This window comes from Humibacillus xanthopallidus (assembly GCF_044793955.1).
Classification (GTDB): Bacteria; Actinomycetota; Actinomycetes; order Actinomycetales; family Dermatophilaceae; genus Humibacillus; species Humibacillus xanthopallidus_C.
Genome location: NZ_CP084995.1, coordinates 170,234 through 194,921 on the forward strand (window position 1 = coordinate 170,234; position 24,688 = coordinate 194,921).

Sequence of the window (24,688 nt, forward strand, 5' to 3'; positions counted from 1 at the left end):
TGGTGCTGTGGGTGTGCGGATCCGCCTCAGGCGGAGGCGCGCTCGGCCGGGGGGGCGATGTCGCCGAGGATCTGGTCGATGGCCTGCAGCACGGTGGTCCCGGCGAACTGGGCCTCCGCGTTGAGCAGCAACCGGTGCGAGAGCACCGGCTCGGCCAGCAGCTTGATGTCGTCGGGCACGACGTACGTGCGGCCCTGGCTCGCGGCCCACGTCTTCGCGCAGCGCACGTAGGCGAGGCAGCCGCGCACCGAGAGGCCGAGCTTGAGCGAGGGGTGGCGCCGCGACTCCTCGGCGATGCGGCTGACGTAGCCGAGGATCGCCGGGTCGACGTGCACCTCGTCGGCGAGCTTGCTCATCTCGACGATGACGTTGCTCGCGATGAGCGGGCTGAGCGTCTTGGCGCGGTCGCGGGTCTTGGCGTCGGCGAGCACGGCGATCGTCGCCTCGTGGTCGGGGTAGCCGACGCTCGCCTTCATGAGGAAGCGGTCGAGCTGCGCCTCGGGCAGGCGGTAGGTGCCGGCCTGCTCGATGGGGTTCTGCGTCGCGATGACCATGAAGGGCTCGCCGACGGAGTGCGGCTTGCCGTCGATGGTGACGCGGCCCTCCTCCATCACCTCGAGCAGCGCCGACTGCGTCTTGGGCGAGGCGCGGTTGATCTCGTCGGCGAGCACGATGGTCGCGAAGATCGGGCCGGGGTGGAACTCGAAGGTCTGCTTCGTCGGCTCGTAGATCGTGACGCCGGTCACGTCGCTCGGCAGCAGGTCGGGCGTGAACTGGATGCGGCTGTGCGTGCCCTGCACCGTGGCGGAGAGGGCGCGGGCCAGCTGCGTCTTGCCGGTGCCGGGGAAGTCCTCGAGGAGCATGTGCCCCTCAGACAGCAGGCAGGTCAGCGCGAGCCTGGTCACGTGCTGCTTGCCGAGCACGGCCTTCTCGATGTTGCCGACGAGCTGGTCGAAGGTGTGGGCGAACCAGGTCACCTGCTCCTGCGTGATCTGGCTCGTGGCGGGGGTGGCCGTCATGGGTGTCGTTCTCCTGTCGGGTGTTTCACAAACGTCGGGGTATGCCGGGTGGCGTGGTTGCGGTCAGCCCCACGGGTTGAGCGAGCCGCTGGGTGAGTAGGTCCTGCCGTCGGCGCCCTGCCCGGTGCAGGTGACGCTCACCCACCCACCGGCGAAGCCGTAGAACTTCGTCGACTGGTTGCCGCCGTTCTTGGGCTCGATGCGCCAGCCGCCCCCGTCGTCGGGGTCGGGCCAGCCGCCGTCGCTGCTGTCGACGGCGCAGCTGATCGGGCCGGCGAAGTTGGACAGGCTGTAGGCGACGAAGTTGCAGTTGGTGCCGCACTGCACGCCGTTGTCCATCCGGCACCCGCTCGTGGCGCCGCACTGGGCGCCCTGGTAGACCCGGTCGACCGAGGGTTTGGGGGCCTGGTTGGTGGTGCCGCTGATGGAGGTCCACGGCCCCCACCCGGCATCGGTCGCGAAAGCACGCACCCTGATCGTGCGGGTCGTGTCGAAGCCGAGACCGCCGATCGTCGTCGACTCACGCGAGGCCGCGAAGGTCTCGCTCTTGTCGCCGGCGACCTCGTAGCGGGTGATGTCGCGGCCGTTGGTGGCCGGGGCGTTCCACGTGAAGGTGATGCTGTTGTCGTCGTGGCGTTCGCCCGGGTTGCGGATCGCCTTCGTCGGCCCGTAGGGCTGGAAGGAGACGTTGTTGGACCAGGGCGAGCACCGCCCGGCGACGTTGCAGGCCTGCAGGTCCATGGACTGGGTGCTGATGCCGAGGTTGCCGGCCGTGCCGCCGGAGCAGCCCGCCGAGCAGTCCCACGACCCGGAGCGACCGGCGCTCGTGCGCCAGTTGACCTTGTCGTAGCCGCGCGACCGGGAGTCCCCGAGCGAGAAGCTGGCGTTGGCCTTGTAGTCGGGGTTGGGCGTCGTGACGGCCCGCAGGTTGGGGGTCTCCGGTATGCCGTCGGCGACGTAGGAGCTGAAGTTGGCCTGGTCGCTCGTGGCCGGACCACCGTTGGTGGCGGTCACGACGTACTCGAGCTTCTGCCCCTGGTAGGGCACGGTGTCGCTGCTGACGCGGGTGGCGCCGCCGGAGACCGTGTCGATGAGCGTCCAGGCACCGCCGCCCACCCGACGGTAGACGTCGTACTTCGTGATCGGCGGTCCGTTGGCGTCGGTGGCCGGCCAGGAGACGGCCACCTGCGCGTTCGGCTCGCCCGGCACCGGCTCGCGGGGGCTGAGAGTCGGGGCGGGCACGGCCGCCGGCTTGCCAAAGGACTGTGCCTTGACCTCGGGCCCGAACGGACCCCAGCCGGCCTCGTTCCTCGCCTGCACGCGCACCGTGTAGGCGTCGTTGTTCACGAGCCCTGAGATGACCTTCGTCGTCGTCGGCGCCGGGACGGACTGGATGCCGCCACCTCCGGCCCCGCTGCCGATGTTGGTCCACTGCACGCGGTACTCGAGCACCGCGCTGCCCTTGTTGGCGGGCGGCGTCCAGTTGACCGTGAGCTTGCGGTCGCCGGGGGTGACGTCGCTGATCGCGGTCGCCTCGGGCTTGGTGTCGGGGCGCGCCGTGTTGCTCGGCGGGCTCGGGTCCGACCAGCCGACGCCGTTGCGGCTGCGCACCGTGAAGGTGTAGTCCTTGCCGTTGGTCAGGCCGTCGATGGTGCACGGGCTCGACGGGCAGGCCCGGGGGCCGCCTCCGGGTCCGATCCCCGTCACCTCGTACTCGAGGATCGGCAGGCCGCCGTCGTAGGCGGGCGGCCGGAAGTCGACCCGGGCGCTGCTGCCGAGCACCCGGTCGGCCACCGCCGACGGGGCCGCGATCGGGTCGGGCTTGCTCCGCACGGTGACCGACACCTCGCCCAGGGCGGGCGAGCGGCCCGGGGCGTCGGTGACCGACACCGACACGCGGGCGTCACCGCGCGCGTTGCCGGCGGCGGCGACGGTCAGCTGGCAGCCGCTCTGGGTGACGGACACACCCACTCCGCTCGCCACGGTGGCCGAGGCGATGGCGCACTGCGGCGAGGTGAGCGGGCTGTCGAGGAACTGCGCGAGGTTGACGGTCTGGCTCGTGCCCGCGATGAGGCCCTCGATCGTGGCCGGACGCAGCGTCGCGAGCGGCGGCGAGCTGGTGACGCGCACCCGGATCTTGAAGGACTCGGCGCCCCCCCGTGCCTTGACCGAGACCGCACCGGTCGCGCCGGCCTGCGCGGCGGGCTGGGCCTGCAGCACCACCTGACGGCCGCCGGAGCCCTGCTGGCTGAGGTCGACACGGTCGACACCCGGGTCCCAGGCCGCCTCGAACTGCGCGGCGCCCTGGTCGGCCCCGTCGGGCCACCACACCCGGCAGAGCCGGGTGATGTCGAAGGAGCGGGCCGGGCCGTCGGCCGCGAGCACCACCTCGTGGTCGGGGCAGCGCAGCACGGGGATGTCGGGCCCGATCTGCACGGGGATCGTGACGTAGGCCTTCTGCGGCGCCTTGTCACCCGTCCCCGTCGAGTTCGTCACCTGGAGCATGAGGGCGGCCGGGCCGACGTAGCCGCCCGTGGAGGTGAGGCTGAGCTCCGTGGCCGAGGTGACCTCGGACTGGAGGTTGTCGGCCGGCGAGGTCGAGACGGTGTCGGGCGAGGTGACCGCGACCGTGCCCCCGCGCGGGTCGGCGACGTAGTCGCCGAGGGCGACCTTGACGGTGGAGTCGGCGCCCATCTTGATGGTCTTGCCGTCGACGACGTAGGGCAGCCCGTTGCTGCCGGCCGGCACGTAGATGAGCGCCATCGCGACCGCGCCGTCGGCGTCCTCGATGACGTAGGGCACCACCCGGGCCTGGGGCCGGAGCTGGATGCGCAGCTTCTTCCCCTCGGCGCTCACGCCGTCACCGATGAACTTCGTGATCGAGAGGCTGGAGCGCTCGCCGTCGAGGTCACGGTCGTTGGCCAGGGCGTCGACGAGGATCGAGGTCTCGCCCTGCTTGGCCGTGCCGGTGTCGTCGACCGCGATCGGCGGGTTGTTGAAGTCCTTCTGGCCGCGCACCGTCAACGTCGAGCGCGAGGCGTCGAAGAGGCCGTCGGTGATGCCGTAGGTGAGGACCTTCGCCTTGTCCTCCTGGGGCGCGATGACCTTGAAGGAGTCGTCCTTCTGGCGCTGGAACTCCCCGAGCACGTCGTCGTCGTTGAGCTTGCCGAAGTCCTCGAAGGTCACCGAGTCGCCGGCCCCGATGAGGTCGTTGGCGAGCACGTCGGCGAGGACCGTGCGGCCGGGCGCCGCGACGATGTCGTCCTCGACGGCGACCGGCGGCTGCGGGTCGCCCGGCTGCACGACGCCGACGCGGATGAAGCCCTCGCTCGACAGCCCGAAGCGGTCACGCAGCTGGTAGCGGATGACCTCGGTGCCGGAGCTGCGCGGGTAGGCCTCGTAGCGGATCGTCGCGGCGCCGAAGCCGAGCACCCGGCCGAGCCTGAGGTCGACCGCCTGACCGTCCTCGCCGACGATGCCGCCGACGAAGGCGAGGTCGCCGTCGGGGTCGACGCCGCTCGTCGGCACGGTGATCGAGATCGTGTCGCCGGCCGTGACGCTCGCCGAGAAGCTGCGGGCCGTCGGTGCCTGGTTGGGCCGTTTGACCGGGTCGGGCAGGGGGTTGACGGTCACCTGGATGCGGCCGGTGACCGAGCGGGCGCGCAGGCCCTCGGGGTAGGTGGCGTACTCCAGCAGCGCGGTGCGCGGGCCGGTCAGCTCGGCCTGCTCGGGCACGTAGCGCACGACGGTGCCGGAGGCGAAGGCCTGGCCCCCGCCGGAGACGACCTTGACCGCGGCGGGGTCGAGCTTGAGCGGGATGCCCTCGCTCATCGAGTCGTTGTCGAGCGCGGCGATCGTCACGGCGTCGCCGACCCGCACCGTCGCGACGTCGTCGAGCACCGTGGGCAGCACCTTGTCCTTGGGCTGCGGCTTCTGCACCACAGAGACCTGGCCGACGGCTGCCTTGGTGCCGTCGCTGATCGTGTAGTTGACGACTCCACGGCGCGGCGTGTCGCCGCTCACCGGGGCGGTCGCCTCGAGGCGGATCCAGCGGCCCTGCACGATGGAGGCGCGCAGCCACGAGGCGTCGGCGACGACGCGCTGCACGACGAGCACGTCGCTGCGCGGGCTGTAGTCGTTGGAGAGCACGTCGGCGATGACCGGTGTCTGTCCGCGCAGCACGGCGCTGTCGGGGCTGGCGACCGGCGGCAGGTCCCCGCCCTGGGCGGGCAGGATGTCGACCCGCACGCGACCGACGCTCACCCCGGAGCCGACCTGGGCGGCATACGTGATGGTCGTGGTGCCCGGCGACTGGCCGGTCACGGTGAGCACGTTGGTGTCGAGGTTGGTGTCGATGGTCAGCTGGCCGGGGCCGCGCACCGCCTGGGCGAGGCGCATCCGTGCCTGCGGGTCGGTGGGGTCGGCGCCCGCGATGTCGTTGCCGAGCGGCTGCAGCTGCACCGGCTTGCCGACGACGCCGCGCAGCACGTCGGGCTGGGTGCGCGGCGGAACGGCCTTGGTCTCGTCCTCGGAGAGCACGTCGAGCGTGACCGTCGAGGGGGTGGACGCGCCGCGCCCGTCGTCGACGACGTAGTCGACGACCTGCTGACCCTTCTCGCTGCGGGCCTTGATGGTGAGGGCACCCGAGCCGTCGACACCCGTGGTCACGGGGTCGCCGGCAGCGACCTGGATGGGATCGTTCTCGGCGTCGCGCCAGTCGGCGACGACCCCGACGCGCACGGGGTTGCCGGCGACGACGGGGTAGGTCGAGGTGGCGAGCTTGCCCTGCCCGGCGCGCAGCTTGGGGGGCGTGTTGACCCCGGAGCCGACCACCTTGACGGTGACCTTGGCGGTGGCGCGGCCGTTCTTGGCCGTCGTGCCGTTGTTGACGGTGTAGTCGAAAGTGAACGTGTCGGAGGTCGGCTCCTTGGGCACGGTGACCTGCACCGTCTGGCCGTCGGCCGAGGCGCTGGTCGCGACCTCGCCGATGCTGGCCCGGCCGACGTCACCGGGCGAGATGGCGAGGATCGAGCCCTGCGAGTCGGAGTCGTTGTCGAGCACGTGCAGGGTGGAGGTGCGGCCCGGCCGCACCTGCATCACGTCGTTCTGCGCCTTGGGCGGGGTCTTGCTCTGCTCGTCGTCGACGAGGTTCTCGTCCTTTTTCTTGTTCTTGTCATCGGTCGTCGGCGGCGGGATGACGGAGTCCCAGTTGTCGATCTTGACCTGGTCGCGGTCGACGTCCCAGACAGCGCCGGAGTCAAGGTCGTTGAGCACGATGAGGCCGCGGTTGACGCGCAGCTTGACGCCGTCGGTGCGCACGCCCTTCTTCATGGCGCCGAGGTCGGCGGTGTCGCTCTCGCCGGGCGAGCCGCAGTTGCGGCCGTAGTAGGCGTTGGACGGCGCGGCCCAGGCCGCGTGGACGCACGACGCGAGGCGCACCGGCTGCGAGAGGAAGATCTGGCGCCCGGAGCCTCCCTGCGACAGGGTCACGCCGCCGCTCGTGGGCGCCTCGCCTGTGAGCGGCACCTGGGTCAGCTGCGACTCGTCCTGGATGAGCACCGTGGTCGCGTCGGGTCCCGGCTGCTGGAGGGCGGCGTATGCCGGGTTGCCGGGCTGGGCGCCCCCGACGGAGAGCTGCTCGGGCTCGGGCAGCGTGTCGGACCACAGCTTGCCGGTGCCGGAGTCCCAGACCACCCAGTGCGTGCCGACCGCCGTCACCTGGGCCGACTTAGAGGTGAAGCCGAGCGTGGTCGTGACGGGCTTGGCGAAGCCCGTGCCCTCGGGCCGGAGCACGGTGATGGTGCCCTTCTCGGCGGAGAGGGCGTGGATGCTGCCGTCGACCCCGACGGCGACCGCGGCGTTGCCGCCGACCTTGGCGAGCGGCTTGGCCTGCGTCTGGAGGGCGTCGAGGCTCGAGATCCCGGTCTGGGTCTGCACGCGCTGCGCCTTGAGAGTGCCGGTCGCGGGGTCGATCAGCGCGACGGTGCCGCCCCGCAGGTCGACGACCGGCGCCGTGAAGACCCGGTTGCCGGTCGCGGTGCTCGCCTTGGGCAGCGCCACGGCCTGCTCGGCGGCGAGCGTGCCGGCCATCGGGTCGATCGGCATGATCTGGTTGCCCGCCTTGGACAGGCCGAGCACGGCGGCGCCGTCCTGCAGCACGTCGAGACCGGAGTCGTTGGACGACTCGTCGAGGATGCCGAGGTCGAGCTGGGCGGCGGCCTTGTTGATGCGGCCGTAGCGGGACTGCTCGGTGCTCGTGACCCAGACACCGCCGTCGTTGAGGTCGGCCTTGCGCACGACCTCGCCCTCGCTGCGCGTGGCCATCCAGACCAGCAGGCTGGCGACGAGCGCGACGACGACCGTCGAGATGACGCCGATCCGTCGCTTGGTGGCGGCGGTGCTCATGTTCTCCCCTGTTCGGCCGCGACCACGGGGGTCCCGGCCACCTTCTCGCTGTCGGTGGTGCTGTCTGTCGTGCTGTGGGTCCTGGTCGTGCTGGCGTCGCCGGTGGCGACGTCGGTGGTGCCGAGTCCCTGGAGCAGGGCGAGGTCGTCCTCGGAGACGAGCTTCGTCGAGAGGCCGTGCTCGACGAGGCGGGCCTTGCGGTTGCTCGCAAGCTTGCCGACGCCGCCGTGCAGGCCACGGGTGCCCGCGTCGGCGAGCTTCTGGCAGACGTTGTCGAGCTTGCGGTTGAAGCGGGTCAGGGTCCAGCCGAGCCGCTCGGCGGCGGCGGACGACGACGGGATCTGGCTCGTGCCGGCCTCGCGGCGCAGCAGGAAGGGCTCGCAGAGGGCGAGGACGAGGAGCTTCTGGTCCGGGGTGAGCGACACGCGCCCGACCGTGGCGGCGCCGACGTCGTCGGCGCTGTCGAGCCCGGTCTCGACCGGGTCGGAGGTCACGGACTGGAAGACAGGGCTCGCGACGTGGATCTCGAAGTCGTAGGTCGTCGGGCCGGCCGTGAACCACACGACGAGCGTCTTCATGGCGAGCGGGATGCGGGCCCCGGGGCTCAGCCAGGCCTGGAAGAGGCCCTGCTCGTCGGCGACCGTGGCCGTGAGGGTCGAGCCGGTGTTGCTGAGCCACCAGAAGCCGTTGTCGAACGAGACGACGAGGAAGGTGCGGTGCAAGTAGGGGTTGTCGTCGATCTCGAGGTCACCGGAGCGACCGATGGTCAGGCCGGCCTCCGGTGACACGGAGTGCTCCTCGCCGCAGAACACGACGGTCACCTTGCTGTGGATCACGATCAGGTCCCCTGTATCCCTGTCGACAGCGCCTCAGCGCTCGATGGTCGCTCGACGACGCTGGATGGTCGCTCGATGCTCGTTCGATGGTCTTTCGATGGTCATGACGTCGGTGGTGCGGGCTCGCTTCCCGGGCCTCGCGCTGGCAGCCCCCGCTGCGCGGTCCCGCACGATTGACTCCGGTTTTCCGCGGTTTGTCTACTGCGCAGTCTCACATTCCGGCTCCGAGGCAGGTGACGACTGTCCGGCGCGCACCGCGATGACGACCGCGCACACGGGTGATCCGGCGGGTGCCTCGACGGCATACGTCGGCGCCTTGGACCCCACCCGCCGGGCGCGCTCGGGGTTGTCGGCGTCGGACGGCGTGGCGCCGAGGAAGACCCGGAAGGTGTCGCCCGCGGCCGCCTCGGGATAGGTCCACGTGAAGGTGACGACGCCCTTGCCGGAGCGGGAGACCACGACCGGCTTGGTGTAGAGGCCGTCGGGCACCGCTGCACTGTCGGCCGGCATCGAGACGGTGGGGCTCGGGGCCGGTTGGTCGTCAGGCGCGGCCGTGCTGCTCGCCGAAGGTCGGAGCAGGAGCACCGCCACGACGCCGAGCAGCACCGCGACCCCCGCGACGAGGGCCCAAAGGACCGACGGTCGCGACAGCAGACCGCCGGCTGACGGCGGAGCGCCCGGCGCCCCGGCCTCCGCGGCGACGGCGGGGGCCCGGCGCACGGTGGCACCGTCGGAGTCGTCGTCGCCCCGAGCGCCGAGGGGGGTCGTGTGGCTCGTCGTCGGCTCGGTCGTCGCCCGCGACCGGAGCGAGCCGCCCGTGACGCCCGCTCCTGCGGGCGCGGTCAGCGGACCCGGCATCGGTGCCGGAGAGGGCCGCCCGGCAGCGGGCTCGAGGCCACGCCGCCGGGTCTCGTCGTCGACGTCGATCGCAGGGGCCGCCGGGGCCGAGGGTGTCGACGGTGGCGCGACCGGCTGGGCGAGCACCTGCTGCGGGGCCTTGACCCGGGTGCGATCCTCGTCGTCGGCGGAGAGCCCGGTCGGCGAGCCCTGGGTCTGGCTGACGAGCGTCGTGTGGCCCTGCTCGTCGAGCACGACGATCGGGGTGCGCGCGAGGCGCTGGTGCTGCTCCACCGACTGAAGCGCCCGGGCGAGCTCGAGAGCGCTGGCCGGTCGGCGCGCTGGGTCCTTGGCCATCGCCTGGCCGAGGAGGCGCTCGAGCCCCGACGGCACGTCGGGCCGACCCGTCGCGGGCGGGGGCGTGCTGCGGATGCGGGGCATCAGCGCGTAGGCCGAGTTGTCACCGCCCGGCACCTCGAAGGGCGAGCGCCCGACGAGCAGCTGCCAGAGGGTCGCGGCAAGGGAGTAGACGTCGGCCCGCTCGTCGCCGTTGCTCTGCCCGTAGAGCACCTCGGGCGGTGCCCACGGCACGGAGACCCCGACGTCGTCGGTGGCCTCGGGCGGTGTCTCGCCGTCGCGTGCACCGCGACCCGCGATGCCGAAGTCGGTGAGCCCGGGGGCGCCGTAGGCACTGACGAGCACGTTGGCCGGCTTGATGTCGCGGTGGGTGATGTGCGCCCGGTGGGCGGTCTCGACAGCGCTCGCGAGCTGGATGCCGGTGCGCAGCACCTCCTCGACGGAGAAGCGCTCGGCGCGCGCCCGCATCGCGAGGTTCGGCGGCGGGTAGTACTTCATGACGAGGTAGGGCCGGCCGTCGTCGGAGGTGCCGGCGCGGAAGACCTGGACGATGTAGGGGTGGTCGCCGAGCGCGGCCATCGTGTCGGCCTCCTCGACGAACTGCTGGCGCAGCGTGTCGGTGAGTCCCTCGGCCTTCAGCACCTTGACCGCGACGGGCATCCGCGGGCTCTGCTGCTCGTAGAGGAAGACGTCGGCATAGCCGCCAGAGCCGAGCGGTTGCACGAAGACGAGCCCCGGGATCTTCGGCGGCGTGCGGGGGTTGCCGCGGCCCGCGGCCCCGCGCCTCGACCCGGCCATCAGGGTGCCGCCTCGAAGACGAAGGAGACCTCGTCGGCCATCGAGACGAGTGAGCCGGCCTCGAGCACCTGCTGGTCGTTGGCCCGCAGCCGCACCGGGGTCTCACCGGGCAGGGTCACCGTGGTGCCGTTGGTCGTGCCCAGGTCGCGGATGAGCACGTGCCAGCCCTCGAGGACGACCTCGACGTGGTTGCGTGACACGTCCCGCTCGGGGCTCGGCACCTTGACGACATGCGGTCGCTCGGCGGCGCTGTGGCTCTCGGAGAGACGAGGGGCCCGGCCCAGCAGCACGCTCCGGTCGAGGGTCACGACGTCACCCGTCGAGAGGCGGAGCACCCCGAGCGGGGGGCGCGGCATCGCAAACGGCTCCTGGGGCGGGATGCCGGACCCGCAGACCCGGCAGCGCTCGCCGTGGGGTGGGGTCGGGTGACCTGCCGAGCAGAGCACGGCGAGCACGCTGGGGCCGGTGGAGACCCGGCTACGGGCGGCCTCGCGGGCCTGGATCAGCGCACTCCGGTCGACGGTCAGCTCCGCCTCGTCGCCGGCGCCGGCCCCGTCGACAGCCGGGGTGTCGGCGGCAAGGGCCGGGGTGACCTCAGGGGTGCGAGCGGGGGTGTCACCGGCCGGCGCGGCAGCGCGGGCGGCCTCGGCCGCGTCCCCCTGCGACGCCGGGCGACCGCGCGGATCGCTCTCTCGCTCGGAGGGGGTGTCACCGTGACCCACTGGGGTCGCCGCGGACGGAGGGGTCGCGGGTTCGGCGGGCTCGGCGGGGGGAGGGGGACCGGTCGTGATGATCGGCGCGGTCGTCGGCGGACGGGTGCCCGGCGGGGCTGCGATGGCCGGCGGCAGCAGCGACGGGGCCGGCGGTGGCGTATGCCGTCCGGCGAAGGTGGGCACCTCGGGCGCGGGCTGCGGGTCGGCCGGGTCGGCTGTGTCGGAGGTTTCGCCGGGGGCTCCGGTCGCTGCGGGCCTGGCCCAGGGGACCGACGAGATGAGGCCGCCGTCCGCTGGCGGCACCGGCTCGGCTGCGACCGTGGGAGTCGTCGGTGCAGCCGGAAGTGCCTGCCCCACAGCCGGGCTCGCCTCGGGCAGAGCCGCTGGCCCCGCGTCGGCAGAGACGGGTGGCTCAGCGACGGCGACAGCGGGGTGCCCGTCATCGTCCTGCTCGTCGTCTGCAGGTCGCTCGAGCTCGGCGAGCACCCGCCGGTGCTCGTCGACGGTCGTCGTAAGGCCGAAGAGGTAGTCGTAGCTCGGCGGCGCGACCTCGCCGCTGTCACTGCCGTCGTCGATGTCGCTGTGCTCGCGCTGCGAGTCGGGTTCGGGCAGCGGTCGGCCCGACAGCGTCGACTCGACGTCGACCTCGACAGCCATGGCGTCGGGCCCGGATGCGCGCGGGGTCTCGGAGACGACCGCCGGCGGCGCGACGATCGCCGACGAGTTGGACTGGGGCGCAACGGGATCGGGTGTCGGCGGCTGCGGCGCGGGTGTGAGCAGCGCTGGTGCGGGCGGCGATGGTGCGGGCGGTGGTGGAGGCGGCGCGGCAGCGCTGGCTGTCGTCGCGGCGGAGGGCGAGTGCTGTGCCCAGCTGCGCTGCCAGGGTGAGGTCACCCTCGAGCCCGTCGAGCCCGTCGCTGCCGATCCGCCGAACGTCGGCACGACTCGCGCAACCGGATCAGCCGGAGCAACCGGGGGGACCGGCACGACTGGTCCAACGGATGCAGCGGGTGCGGCGGGCGCAGCGGACCGGACTGGAGCAGCCGAATCGGCTGTCTCCACGGTCGTTTCCGCAGCATCGGTCGCTGGGTCGCTGCCAGGGTCGGTGGAAAGTGCCCACTCGACGGGGTGTCCGGTGGAAAGTGCCCACTCGACGGGGTGTTCGGTGGGAAGTGCCCCCTCGACGGGGTGTGCGGGAGGACGTGGCCACTCGACGGGGGGGAGTGCGGGGGACGGCGGCTGCTTGGCCTCGGTCTCGTCGAGCACCCGCAGGCGCACGTGGGTGGGGTGCTCGGGCAGCTCGACGTCGGTCCACACGCGCGGGCTCGTCGCGCGCACCTCGTGCTCGGAGCCGTCGGCGAGGGTGAGCATGACGGCGACGGGGCCGTGGGCGACCAGGCGCGTGCGCGGCTGCCAGTGCACCCCGACGAAGTGCCGGGCCCTGCGCATGCCTCCGGTGGTCAGCACGTCGAGGACGTCGTCGAGGTCACCGCCGTCAGCGGCGTCGCTCGCCACCAGCGTCTGCTCGTCGTCCTCGTCGAGGGCGATGAGCAGGTGCATGCCGGGCCCCCCGATGTGCGTCCAACCCTCGGGGGCCCAGTCGACAACAACCGACGGACCACTCACCTGCTATGCCCTGCTCTCCCCTGTCGAGCCGTTCACCTGGTCGCGGGGAGTGGTGTCCTCGTCGATGTCGAGATCGAGCTCGTCCCCCGGCGACTGGACGACGATAGCAGTGACGTTGTCACGACCCCCGGCGTCGACGGCAGCCCTGACGAGGGCCTGCGCCGCCGCCTCGGCGTGCGGGTGCTCGGCAAGGATCTCCTCCATGCGCTCGCGCGTCAGCTCGTTGGAGAGGCCGTCGGAGCAGATGACGAAGACCTCGCCGGGGTAGGGCGGGAAGACCCACGTGTCGACCGAGGCCATCGGTTCCCGGCCGAGCGAGCGGGTGACGATGTTGCGTGCCGGGTGGTGAGCCGCCTGCTCGGGCGTGATGAGACCGCGCTCGACGAGCTCCCACACCTCGGAGTGGTCGGCCGTGACCTGGCTCAGCTCGCCGTCGACGCTGCGATAGACGCGGGAGTCCCCGACGTTGAAGACCGCCCAGTGCCGCGACCCGCCCACCGACACGACGGCGAGGCCCGCGACCGTCGTGCCCATGCCGGTCTGCTCCGGGTGCCGGGCGGCGGACTCGAGGATGCGCCGGTTGGCCTCGGTGAGCTGGGCGACGATGTCGCGCACCTGCAGGCTCGGACGTGCTGCCAGCTCGACGACGGCCTCGGCGGCGATGCGGCTCGCGACCTCGCCGGCGGCGTGACCGCCCATGCCGTCGGCGACGACGAAGACGGTGCCCTCGATGGCCGCGGTGTCCTCGTTGTGCTGGCGCACGCGACCGACATCGCTCGCGAGACCCCTCTCGATGGAGGGCAGGGTCGTGCTCATGCGTCGTGCTCCGTCGTCGTCGGGTCGGGCAGGGTCCACGGCTGCACGCGCACGGTCGTCAGCACGCTCCGGACGAGGTCGTAGTCGGCCTCCGCGGCCGGCCCCCCGACCGCTCCCGTGAGCTGCACGAGGTATGCCGTGTCGCCGGCAGGCGCGACGTGGAAGAGGTTGGCGTGCAGCACGTCGACGGCGTCGACGTCGGGCCAGGTGGCGTCGCAGCCGACGAAGCGGGCGCCACCCAGCTCGGCGGCATACGGCTCGGAGACCCCTCCCCCGCGTGAGCCGGCGATGCTCACGACCTGCTCGAGCGAACGCTCGACGGCGTGGTCGGGCGCGCACGGCTCGAGGGTGACGACGACGGTGGGGCTGAAGCCGTCGGCCCGCGGCAGGCGGGCGGCCAGCATCGTGCCCGGGGCGTGCACGGGCTCCCAGTCGTCGTCGACCTCGAGGGTCACCGACGGCGGCCCCGGGAAGTCGGGGCTCGGGTAGGCCAGCGTGCTCATGGGGTCCTCTGGGTCTGGGCAGGGCGCCCTCTGCTCAGGACGGGCGCGGCCAGTCAACCATCGTGCTCGGCGGATGTCAGATCCTCGACCGTCGGCGGGGACGGGCCCGAGCCTAGGTCGACCGTGCCTCCAGCGCGATGGGGAGCACTCCCCGTCTCGCGCCGCCGGTCAGAAGCGCTCGCGCAGGCTGTCGAGGAAGGTGCGCCCCGCCGAGACCGGCGTGAAGGTGCGGGCTGCCGCGGTGAGGGCCTGCTGCTCGTCGGGGGCCAGGTCGAGGTCGGCCGCGGCCACGTTGAACTCGAGCTGCTCGACGCTCGAGGCCCCGGGGATGACGACGACCTGCGGAAGGCCGAGCAGCCAGGCGAGGGCGGCCTGGGCCGGCTTTGCGTCATGGGCGTCGGCCACCTCGCGCAGGGTGGCGAGGAGCGGCTCGATGCGCCGCAGGTTCTCGGTGCCGAAGAGCGGGTTGGCCGCCCGCACCCCGCTCGGACGGTGGTCGACGTCATACCTGCCGCCGAGCAGGCCCTGGGCGAGCGGGCTGTAGGCGATGACGACCCGGTCCTCGCGCTCGGCGAAGGGCACGAGGTCATCGAGCGGCCCCGGCGTCGCGAGCGAGAACTGCACCTGGTTGCTGACGACCGGGCGTCCCAGGGCCGCGTCGGCCTCGCGCCACCGGTCGAGGGAGTAGTTGGAGACGCCCACGGCGCCGATGCGCCCCTCGTCGAGCAGCGGCGTCATGCCGCGCATGATGACGCTGTCGCGCACGAGCGGGTTGGGCTGGTGCACCTGGTAGAGCGGGATGCGGGGCAGCCGGAGCCGGGTGGCGCTGGCGTGCGCACGGTGGCGCACGACCGGCGGAAAGGGCGCGACGGGGAGGAGCTTGGTCGCCACTACGGCATCGTGGCGGTCGTCACCGAGGGCGTCGGAGAGGATGCGCTCGCTGCGGCCGAACGCATACACCTCGGCGGTGTCGAAGAAGGTGACCCCCAGCTCGAGCGCCCGCCGGACGATGTCGTGGGCGGAGCGCTGCGCGTAGGCGTCGCCGTAGCCCCACTCGCGCGAGCCGAACTGCCAGGTGCCGAGGCCGACCCTGCTGACGAGGCCGACCCCGGGGACATCGAGATATCTCATGACCCCACCATGCCCGCTCCGGTGTCTGCCCGGTCGGTGGGGTCTGGGTGACCGGTCGGGTGACCCGGTCGGGTGACCGGTTGGGCGTCACTCGGCCCGGGCGGCCCACCAGGCGAGCAGCTTGTCGCGGGCGGCGTCCTTGCCGATCAGCCCGTCGTCGAGGCGCACCGACAGCAGGTAGGAGTAGGCCTGGCCGAGCACCGGGCCGGGCTTGATGCCGAGCGCCGCGGCGATCTCGTTGCCGTCGAGCTCGGGGCGCACCTTGCCCAGCTCCTCCTCGGCGGCGAGGCGGTCGATGCGCCGCTCGAGGTCGTCGTAGGCGCGGGAGAGCCGCTGGGCCTTGCGCACGTTGCGGGTCGTGCAGTCCGAGCGGGTCAGCCGGTGCAGCCGGCTGAGCAGCGGCCCGGCGTCAGTGGCGTAGCGCCGCACGGCGGAGTCGGTCCACTGTCCGTCGCCGTAGCCGTGGAAGCGCAGGTGCAGCTCCACGAGCCGCGCCACCTGCTTCGTGGTGTCCTTGTCGAAGCGCATCGCCTTGAGCCGCTTGCTGACGAGCTTGGCCCCGACGAGCTCGTGGTGGTGGAAGGAGACACCGCCGCCGGGCTCGAAACGCCGGGTCGCCGGCTTGCCGATGTCGTGGAGCAGGGCGGCCAGGCGCAGCACAAGATCGGGCCCGGGCACCGACTCCGGCGGCCCGTCGGGCGGGCCCTCGAGGTCGATCGCCTGCTCCAGCACGATGAGCGAGTGGTCGTAGACGTCCTTGTGGCGGTGGTGCTCGTCGACCTCGAGGCGCAGCGCGGGCAGCTCGGGCAGGAAGACGTCGGCCAGGCCGGTGTCGACGAGGAGCGTCAGCCCGACGCGGGGCTGCGGCGCCAGCAGCAGCTTGCTGAACTCGTCGCGCACCCGCTCCGCCGAGATGATCTCGAGCGTCGTGGCCCGCTCGGTCATCGCGGCGCGCACCTGCGGCGCGACGTCGAAGCCGAGCTGGGCGGAGAAGCGCGCGGCCCGCATCATCCGGAGCGGGTCGTCGGCGAAGGACTCCTCGGGTGCAGCCGGGGTCATGAGGCGCCGGGCCACGAGGTCGTCGAGGCCGCCGTGCACGTCGACGAACTCGAGGCTCGGCAGCCGGATCGCCATGGCGTTGACGGCGAAATCGCGCCGAACGAGGTCGCCCTCGAGCGTGTCGCCGAACATCACCTCGGGCTTGCGGGAGGTGCGGTCGTAGACGTCGGCGCGGTAGGTCGTGATCTCGAGCTGGAGGGCGCCCTTGCGCAGGCCGATGGTGCCGAAGTCGCGCCCGATGTCCCAGTGGGCGTCGGCCCAGCCGGCGCCGATCTCGAGGATCTCGTCGGGGCGGGCGTCGCTCGTGAAGTCGAGGTCGGGAGAGACCCGCCCGAGGAAGGCGTCGCGCACCGGCCCCCCGACGAGCGCCAGCTCGTGCCCGGCCGCAGCGAAGAGCTCGCCGAGCTCGGTGAGCATCGGCAGCACGGGGGCCAGGCGCGCCACCGCCGCCTCGAGCAGGGGACGGTGAGGCGTCGTCGCGGTCACGGCGGAGGAGCGGTCGGGCACCGCACCAGCGTAGGCGAGCGGCGAGCCCACCCCGCCGCACCGACGGGCACCGGGTGCCGCCGGGGGGCGCCGGGGGGCACGGGCCCGGCCACGCGGCATACCGGGGCCCCGTCGGAGGCGGCGTCGGTGCACTGGGACGAAGGCGGTGGCGGCGACACCCGGTTATGGTGGCGAGGTGAGCGCGCAGCCCCTCCCCACCCCGGTGCAGGGGAGGCGTCTGCCCGCGGTCGAGGAGCGCTCCGCGGGGGGCATCGTCGTCGACGTCAGGGACGGCTACGCCCTCATCGCGATCATCGCTCGGCGCAACCGCGCGGGCCGCGTCGAGTGGTGCCTCCCCAAGGGCCACGTCGAGCCCGGCGAGACGCTCGTCGAGACGGCCGCGCGCGAGGTCGCCGAGGAGACCGGCATCGTCGGACGGGTGCTCGTCGAGCTCGGCACCATCGACTACTGGTTCGCGACGTCGACCAAGCGGGTGCACAAGTACGTCCACCACTACCTTCTCGAGGCCCTCGGCGGCGAGCTCTCGATCGAGAACGACCCCGACCACGAGGCCATCGACGTCGCCTGGATGCGGCTCGACGAGGTGCACCGCAGGCTGACCTTCCCCAACGAGCGTCGCATCGCGCAGACGGCGTGGAACCGGCTGGCAGGCACGGCGTGATCACGAGCAGGTCGCGGCGTCCGGGAACGAGGGGGCGTCGCCGGAGTCCGCGTGTCGCGGCCGGTGCGGTCGTCGTGCTGCTCACCCTGCTGGGACTGCCCGTTATGCCTGGGATGTCGGGAATCTCGGCGGCTGGCTCGGTCGCGCGGGCCGAGGCGGCGGGGTCGGCCGCGAGCGCGTCCGGCGCCACCCCGGCCATCACGCCCGACCCGACCCGAGCGCTCGTCACCCTGACCCAGGTCGCTCCCGCGGTCGTCAAGGCGAGCACCGACGTGACCATCACCGGTGTCGTCACCGCACCCCTCACCGGACCGCTCAGCTCACCGACAGTGCAGGTGCGCCTCGGCCGCGCCGACATCGCGACGCGCACCGCCCTCGACGCCTGGGCCTCCGGCCGCACGGCCACCTCCGGCCCCACCGTGGCGCGGGCCACCCTGGCGACGGTGCCCGCCGGCACCGAGCGCTCCTTCTCCGTCGTCGTCCCCGCCGACGAGCTGCGCTCCCCCGACGCCTTCGCCGCGCTGCCGCTCTCGATCGAGGTCGTGCAGGAGGGGGCGTCGGCATCGATCGGGATGACCCGCACCTTCCTCGCCTGGAACTCCCGCAAGGAGTTCGAGCCGATCCAGGTCGCCACCATGCTGCCGGTCACCCTCGACCCGGTGGTCGACCTCTTCTCGCAGGAGGAGGCGGTGCGCGACCCGGCGTGGCGCAGCGTGATCGGACCGACGTCACGACTGACCCGGCTCGTGGAGGGCACCGCCGGCGCGCGCGTCACCCTCGCGGTCGACCCCGCCGTCTTCGGGCCGGCGGTCGACGGTGCGACGGCCGGGCCGTCGGCGCCGTCGGGCACCCCGACGCCGACGCCGACGACACCGGCTCCCGGCGCGACGACCACGGCGCCGTCAGCGACAGCCACACCCACGGCGCCCTCAGACACGCCCTCGGACACAGCGACAGGCACACCGACGGCGACGGCCGCGCCCACCGCCACCCCGACCGGGAGCGCGACCACCGCCACCCCGACCGGGAGCGCGACCACCGGCACGGGTGACACGGGTGGCAACGGTGACTCGGGCGGCACCGACGGGGCGGCCGGGCCCGATGCGGTCGTCTCCGAGCTGGCCGACCGGCTCGCCACGACGCTGCGAGACCGCACCGTCGTGGCGCTGCCCTACGCCGACGCCGACGTCGCGGCGAGTGGGGCGATCAACCCGGCGAACGCCCCGGTGCGCAGCCTCGTCAGTCGCGCATCAGTCGTCGCCGAGGTGCTCGGCAAGCCCGCGCGGGCCGACATCGCCTGGCCGGTCGACGGACTGCTGCCCAACGGACGCGAGAAGCAGCTGCAGACGATCTGGGGCGGGTCGACCGTGAAGAAGGTGGCCGGCATCGTCGTCGACCAACGGTCCGTCACGGGCGTCTCCTCCTACACCCCCACCGCGCGCCGGGTCGCTGCCGGCGGCACCCGCCTGCTCGGCTACGACGCCCGGCTCTCCGCCCTGCTGCCGCAGCGCACCGACCCCACGCCCGTGCTCGCGACGCAGCGCTACCTCGCCGAGACGCTCGTCCTGCTCGGCGAACGCGCCGGCACCCCGCGCTCGGCGCTCGTCGTGGCCCCCCGCACCTACGACCCGGACCCGCAGGCCCTGTCCTCCTTCCTCGCGACGACGGCGTCGGTGCCGTGGCTGGAGACGGTCGACGCCGCGAGCCTGCTCACCGACCGTCCCTCCGAGCGGGCCGTGGCGCAGCAGCGGCCGGCGAAGCAGCCCGCGTCGGCGGCGCCGGCCCCGACCCTGACGACCGCCCGGCTCTCGCAGATGACGACCCAGCGGTCGACGATGCTCTCGGTCTCGGAGGTGCTCGAGGACGGCGAGGTGTTCGCCGCCACCTACGGCGAGCTGCTCGACGAGCTGGCCAGCGCCCGGTGGCGCTGGAACCGGGAGGGCTGGACCACCCTCGGCACCGCCGTCTCCGCCGACATCACCGCCGCCACCCGCGCGATCCGCGTCGTGTCGCGCAGCATCAACCTGCTCGCCGAGCAGGGCACCCTGCAGGTGACGGTCGTCAACGGTCTCGACTACGTCGTCGATGACATCCGCCTCAAGCTCGTGCCCAACAACCCGCGCATCCAGATCGTCGAGCAGCCTGGACCGATCACCATCGAGCCCGGGTCTCGGGCCATCGTGCCGGTGCAGGTCGCGGCCGTCGCGGCCGGCCGGGCCGAGATCAACGCCTACCTGACGACCGCCGACGGCACGATCATCGGCACGTCGGCGGCGATCAAGGTTCAGGCCAACCCGCTCGACGCGACGATCTACTGGGTCGGTGGCGTGCTGGCCGGGATCGTGCTCATCGCGGGCATCGCCCGCACCGTGCTGAAGGGCACCTCGCGCATCGACGAGATCGAGGACATCGAGGCGGTCACTGCCGCACACGCCGCCGGCGAGGGCGGGGATCCGCGCTGACTCCGCCTAGGATGACGCTCAAACCCAGCGGCAGCGTCAGCCGCAGGCACACCAGGGAGGGGTGACGCACGTGCACGGGGTCGGACCAGGAACGCTACTCGGCGGGCGGTATGCCGTCACCCTCCGCACGTCCGAGGCCCCCTCCCACGAGCGCTGGCGTGCCAGTGACCACACCCTCGAGCGCGAGGTCGTGCTCGTCTGCTTCCCCGCCTCGTCACCGATCGCCGCCGCGACACTCGACGCGGCCCGCCGTGCCGCCGGCGTGGAGGACCCCCGGCTCGTGCGGGTGCTCGACGTCGGCACCGACCAGGGCATCGCCTTCGTCGTCGAGGAGCCGCTCACAGGGGCCGTGCCCCTGTCGCACCTGCTGCAGTCCGGCGGCCTCCCGGCCGAGGAGGTGCGCCGGCTCACCGGAGAGACCGCGAGCGCCCTCGACAAGGCGAGCCACCGCGGCCTGCACCACCTCGCGCTGACGCCGAGCACCGTGCTGCGCATGCCCGACGGCTCGGTCAAGGTGCGCGGCCTGGCCACCGAAGCCGTCCTGACCGGCGCCGACCGCGTCTCCGACGAGCATGCTTCGCGCGCCGACGCCGTCGGGCTCGTCAAGGTGGCGTATGCCGGTCTCACCTCCCGCTGGCCCGCCGTGGCGGTCGACGGCGGGCTCGTCGGCCCCGGCCCCGCGTCGGGCACCGGCCTCGAGGACGCCCCCACCGTCGTGGGCGGCGTCGTCGCACCCTCCGAGATCGTCACCGGAGTGCCCAACGACCTCGACCTCATCTGCCGGATGACGCTCGGTGACAGCCGACGCGGGCCGATCTCGCCCGGTGACCTCGCCCTGCAGATCGCCCCCTGGCCCTCCGGCCCACCGCAGTCGGACGGGGCCAGCGGCATCGGACTGCCCGCGTCGCGCGGGCAGTCCGGTTCGACCCGGGTCCTGCCCGTCGTCGGTGCCGCCGGCGCAGGTGCTGCGGGTGCAGGCGCTCGTGCCTCGGCGGGCTCCACCGACGTCTTCCCCACGGTCGGCGCCGACCAGGAGCCCAGCGAGTCCTACGCGGGCACCGCGGGCGGTGCTGGTGCCACTGCGGGTGCCGGTGGTGGAGCGGCCACCGGCGGGGCGGGCGGCACGGCCGGACTCGCCGCTGCAGGGGCGGCAGCCGCCGGTGCCGCTGCAGCCATCGGCGACCGGGTCGGCTCCTTCGCCCGTGCAGCGGCCGACAAGGCCGCAGCCCGTGCCGCCGAGCGCCGCGCCGCGCATGCCTCGCACGGTGATCGCGATGACCGCGACGACTACGACGGCGAGGAGATCGCCCTCACCGACGCGCTCGACGACGCCCCCGAGACCGAGATCGAGCCGCCGCTGCCGGTCTTCGGCCGCGAGGCTCCCGAGCGCCCGTCGGGTGCCCAGTCACGCATCGCCCTGGCGATCGTCGGCGTGCTGGTGCTCGTCGCCCTCTTCATCGGCGTCAACAACGTCGCCAAGATCGGCCAGAGCGACGGTGACGGCTCGGCCAACGCCGTCGTGACCGTCACAGCCACCCGGACGCAGTCCTCCGCTCCCCCCGAGACGACGAGCGAGCCCGCCCCGACGTCGACCTCCGCTCCCCCGCCCACCCCCGTGTCGATCACGGGCGGCAAGGGCTACGACGAGCAGGACGGCAACGAGGCCGACCAGAACGTCAAGAACGTCTTCGACGGCGACCCGAGCACCGGGTGGCGGTCGCGGTGGTACGGCACGCCCACCTACAACGGCGACAAGGAGGGCCTCGGCGTCATCCTTCAGCTGAGCCAGCCCACCGCCGTCAGCGAGGTCGAGCTCGTCCTGCCGGCCAAGCAAGACGTCACCGTCTACCTCACCGACGGCACCTCCCGTGAGGGCGCCCAGCGGGTCGGGTCGGCCAAGGGCGCCGAGGGCACCGTGACCATCAAGGCCGACAAGAAGCTCGAGCCCGGCACGGCCCTCATCGTCTTCGTCACGAGGGCCGCGGCGGCCGAGGAGCCGACCCGCTACCGCGCCCAGATCAACGAAGTGACGGTCCGCTGACCGTGCCGGAGGGCACCGCCGCGCCGCTCACCGAGCTGACCGACCTGACCGCGCTCACCGACAAGGACCTGCTCCAGCTGCACGTTGAAGGTCACGACACGGCCTTCGGCGAGCTCTTCCGCCGCCACAAGGACCGCATGTGGGCGGTGGCCCTGCGCACGGTGCGCGACCCCGAGCTCGCCTCCGACTGCGTGCAGGACGCCTTCATCGCCGCCTTCCGCCGGGCCGGCTCCTTCCGCGGTGAGGCCGCCGTGACGACCTGGCTGCACCGCATCGTCGTCAACGCCTGCCTCGACCGGCTCCGCCGGCGCCGGCCCACGAGCGAGCTGCCGGAGCTGGGTCTGCCCGACCGCCACGACGACCACGCCTCGACGGAGGTGCGCCTCGACATCCACGAGGCCCTCGCCACGCTGCCGGAGGGGCAGCGCGCGGCTCTCGTGCTCGTCGACATGCACGCGGTGTCGGTGGCCGAGGCGGCCGTGATCCTCGGCGTGGCCGAGGGCACCATCAAGTCGCGGTGCGCCCGGGGCCGGGCCGCGCTGGCCGAGCACCTCGGGCTCGTCGTCCGTCCTCGGTGAGCGGGATGCACCGGGTGGAGTCGGGTGGAGTCGGCGGAACCGCCGACCGCCACGCGTCGTCGGAGACGAAGCGACCGGCATACCCCGGGATCGTCGACCTGCCCCCGTGCGGGTCGGAGCGGACGACCCGGGCGCGCCGTCCGGACGACTCACCCCGCACGCCCCAGAGCACCGCACGAAGGACCTCACCCGTGACCGACTCCGAGCACCCGACACCGCGCCTCCCCGGCGCCACCGAGCCAGACACCGAGCCAGACACCGATCCCGAGACCCAGCTGGACCCCGAGGTGGATGCCCGGGTGAGAGCGCTGCTCGCCGCGCCCTCCGACTCGGGGCCGATGCCGGCCGACGTGGCGGCCCGGATCGAGCTCGCCCTGGCCGACGAGGCCCGCCTGCGGGTGGCTCGTGGACCGCTGCCCGCTGCAGGCGGCGAGCCGGTGGCCGACATGGCCGGTCGGGGTGAGGGCGTGGTGCGCCTGCCTGTGCGCCGGCGGCCCCGTCCGTGGGTCGCGGCCGCCGCGGTGGCAGCAGCGGCGGCCGTGGTGGCCGTGGGCGTGTCGGCCCTGCACGTCACCCAGCGGCCGAACCCGGCTGCGGTCGTCGTCGGCGACACGAGCACCGTCGGACCGACTGCGACCAGCCCTGCACCCGCGACCAGCGCTGCACCCGCGACCACGCCCCACATCCAGCTCAGCACGACCGACTACACCGCGGCCACGCTCGCGGCGCAGGCGCGCGCCCTGCTCGACGACCCGGCCACCCCGCTGGCCGACCTCGCGGCCGAGTCGCCCTCCCTCGGCCCGATCGCGACTCCCGTGGGCCTCGCGTCCTGCCTCGAGGCCCTCGGAGCCCTCGGCGCTGGCGCGGTGACGGCCGACCTCGCGACCTTCGGGGGCCGTCCCGCCGCGATCATCGTCGTCACCGACGCGGGCACCAGCACGAACACGGCGTATGCCGTGGAGCGCAACTGCTCCCCCGGCAACGTCACCACGCTGGCGGGCCCCACCCCGGTGCCCTGACGCGGGTGCCTGACGAAGGGGCGGGCCACGGCCGTGAGCTCCCGCGCGCGGCGGCTCGGGGGTCCACGGGGGCGCAGGCCGCCCGCGGCCGTGAGCTCCCGCGCAGGGTTTCGGGGGTCCACGGGGGCGCAGGCCGCCCGCGGCCGTGAGCTCCCGTGCGTGGGAACAACGACCGCCTAGGATCGGTTGAGGCCAATGCAGCCCCGACCACCCGGTGTGCCGGCAGGTCGGGTCGCCATCCCGAGAGCAGCAACAGGAGCAGCACCATGTCCGACGTGCGCAACGTCATCATCATCGGCTCTGGCCCGGCCGGCTACACCGCCGCCGTCTATGCGGCCCGCGCCAACCTCGCCCCCCTCGTCTTCGAGGGTGCCGTCACGGCCGGCGGCGCGCTGATGAACACGACCGATGTCGAGAACTTCCCCGGATTCAAGGACGGCATCATGGGGCCCGACCTCATGGACGGCATGCGCGCCCAGGCCGAGCGCTTCGGCGCCGAGCTCGTGACCGACGACGTCACCGCCGTCGACCTCACCGGCGAGATCAAGACCGTCACCGACGGCGAGGGCACCGTGCACCGCGCCCGCTCGGTCATCCTCGCGATGGGCTCCGCCTACCGCGAGCTCGGGCTGCCACGCGAGAAGGAGCTCTCGGGCCACGGCGTCTCGTGGTGCGCCACCTGCGACGGCTTCTTCTTCCGCGACCAGGACATCGCGGTCGTCGGTGGTGGCGACTCCGCCATCGAGGAGGCGACCTTCCTGACGAAGTTCGCCCGCACGGTGACGATCATCCACCGCCGTTCGGAGCTGCGCGCCAGCAAGATCATGGCCGACCGCGCCCTCGCCAACGACAAGATCCGTTTCGCCTGGAACTCCGAGGTCGCCGAGATCCACGGCGAGGGCAAGCTCAGCGGTATCACGCTGCGCGACACCGTCACCGGCGCGACGAGCGAGCTCGCCATCACGGGTCTCTTCGTCGCCATCGGGCACGACCCGCGCAACGAGCTGGTCAAGGGTGTCATCGACCTCGACGACGCCGGCTACGTGCTGGTCGACGGCCGCTCGACGCGCACCAACGTGCCCGGCGTCTTCGCCTCCGGCGACCTCGTCGACCACACCTACCGCCAGGCCATCACGGCCGCCGGCTCCGGCTGCGCCGCCGCGCTCGACGCCGAGCACTACCTCGCCGCGTTGGAGGACACCTCGAGCCCGCACGAGGCTGCTGCCGTGGCCGCTGCCATCGACGAGACCGACGCCGGTGAGATCTCCGTGCCGAGCACCACCGTCGGCGCCTCCGCGTAGCCTCGACGCAGACGCTCCG

At 73.0% G+C, this 24,688-nt stretch carries 15 protein-coding genes; 6 read left to right on the forward strand and 9 right to left on the reverse strand.

Features of this window, described 5'->3' with window-relative positions; all coding sequences use genetic code 11:
- Positions 1–26: 26 nt before the first annotated feature.
- The 9 genes from LG278_RS00765 to LG278_RS00805 all read right to left on the reverse strand — a co-directional run bounded on the left by LG278_RS00765 (position 27) and on the right by LG278_RS00805 (position 16,607).
- Positions 27–1,019: an AAA family ATPase gene (locus LG278_RS00765; protein WP_404389958.1), complete on the reverse strand. Its 993-nt coding sequence runs from the start codon at positions 1,017–1,019 to the stop codon at positions 27–29.
- 63 nt (positions 1,020–1,082) lie between these two features.
- Positions 1,083–7,424 (reverse strand): Ig-like domain-containing protein, encoded by a 6,342-nt coding sequence (locus LG278_RS00770; RefSeq protein ID WP_404389960.1) that lies wholly within the window; start codon positions 7,422–7,424, stop codon positions 1,083–1,085.
- Positions 7,421–8,260: a hypothetical protein gene (locus tag LG278_RS00775; RefSeq protein WP_404389962.1), complete on the reverse strand. Its 840-nt coding sequence runs from the start codon at positions 8,258–8,260 to the stop codon at positions 7,421–7,423. Before LG278_RS00775 ends, LG278_RS00770 begins: the two co-directional genes overlap by 4 nt.
- A gap of 198 nt (positions 8,261–8,458) precedes the next feature.
- Positions 8,459–10,252, reverse strand: a complete 1,794-nt coding sequence (locus tag LG278_RS00780) for a serine/threonine-protein kinase (RefSeq protein ID WP_404389964.1) — start codon at positions 10,250–10,252, stop codon at positions 8,459–8,461.
- The gene (locus LG278_RS00785) at positions 10,252–12,525 is read right to left on the reverse strand and encodes an FHA domain-containing protein (protein ID WP_404389966.1); all 2,274 of its coding nucleotides are present in this window, start codon (positions 12,523–12,525) and stop codon (positions 10,252–10,254) included. Before LG278_RS00785 ends, LG278_RS00780 begins: the two co-directional genes overlap by 1 nt.
- Before the next feature lie 69 nt (positions 12,526–12,594).
- Positions 12,595–13,407, reverse strand: a complete 813-nt coding sequence (locus tag LG278_RS00790) for a PP2C family protein-serine/threonine phosphatase (RefSeq protein ID WP_404389968.1) — start codon at positions 13,405–13,407, stop codon at positions 12,595–12,597.
- A complete protein-coding gene (locus tag LG278_RS00795; protein ID WP_404389970.1) occupies positions 13,404–13,910 on the reverse strand; it encodes a hypothetical protein in 507 nt (168 codons plus the stop codon). The genes LG278_RS00790 and LG278_RS00795 overlap by 4 nt, the downstream gene beginning before the upstream one ends.
- Positions 13,911–14,078: 168 nt before the next feature.
- Entirely contained in the window at positions 14,079–15,041 is a 963-nt protein-coding gene (locus tag LG278_RS00800) for an aldo/keto reductase (protein ID WP_404389972.1), read from the reverse strand.
- Positions 15,042–15,128: 87 nt separating this feature from the next.
- Positions 15,129–16,607 (reverse strand): CCA tRNA nucleotidyltransferase, encoded by a 1,479-nt coding sequence (locus tag LG278_RS00805; protein ID WP_404389974.1) that lies wholly within the window; start codon positions 16,605–16,607, stop codon positions 15,129–15,131.
- Between the two features lie 175 nt (positions 16,608–16,782).
- On the opposite strand from LG278_RS00805, the gene LG278_RS00810 reads away from it, so the two are divergent.
- The 6 genes from LG278_RS00810 to trxB all read left to right on the forward strand — a co-directional run bounded on the left by LG278_RS00810 (position 16,783) and on the right by trxB (position 24,669).
- Positions 16,783–17,268, forward strand: a complete 486-nt coding sequence (locus LG278_RS00810) for an NUDIX hydrolase (RefSeq protein WP_404389976.1) — start codon at positions 16,783–16,785, stop codon at positions 17,266–17,268.
- Between the two features lie 113 nt (positions 17,269–17,381).
- Entirely contained in the window at positions 17,382–19,730 is a 2,349-nt protein-coding gene (locus tag LG278_RS00815) for a DUF6049 family protein (RefSeq protein WP_404389978.1), read from the forward strand.
- 61 nt (positions 19,731–19,791) lie between these two features.
- Positions 19,792–21,771, forward strand: coding sequence for a protein kinase family protein (locus LG278_RS00820; RefSeq protein ID WP_404389980.1), 1,980 nt, complete (start codon positions 19,792–19,794; stop codon positions 21,769–21,771).
- A 2-nt stretch (positions 21,772–21,773) separates the two neighbouring features.
- Positions 21,774–22,349, forward strand: coding sequence for an RNA polymerase sigma factor SigM (gene sigM, locus LG278_RS00825; protein ID WP_404389982.1), 576 nt, complete (start codon positions 21,774–21,776; stop codon positions 22,347–22,349).
- A 191-nt stretch (positions 22,350–22,540) separates the two neighbouring features.
- The gene (locus LG278_RS00830; RefSeq protein WP_404389984.1) at positions 22,541–23,368 is read left to right on the forward strand and encodes a hypothetical protein; all 828 of its coding nucleotides are present in this window, start codon (positions 22,541–22,543) and stop codon (positions 23,366–23,368) included.
- Positions 23,369–23,634: 266 nt separating this feature from the next.
- Positions 23,635–24,669 (forward strand): thioredoxin-disulfide reductase, encoded by a 1,035-nt coding sequence (gene trxB, locus LG278_RS00835; RefSeq protein ID WP_404389986.1) that lies wholly within the window; start codon positions 23,635–23,637, stop codon positions 24,667–24,669.
- Positions 24,670–24,688: the final 19 nt, after the last annotated feature.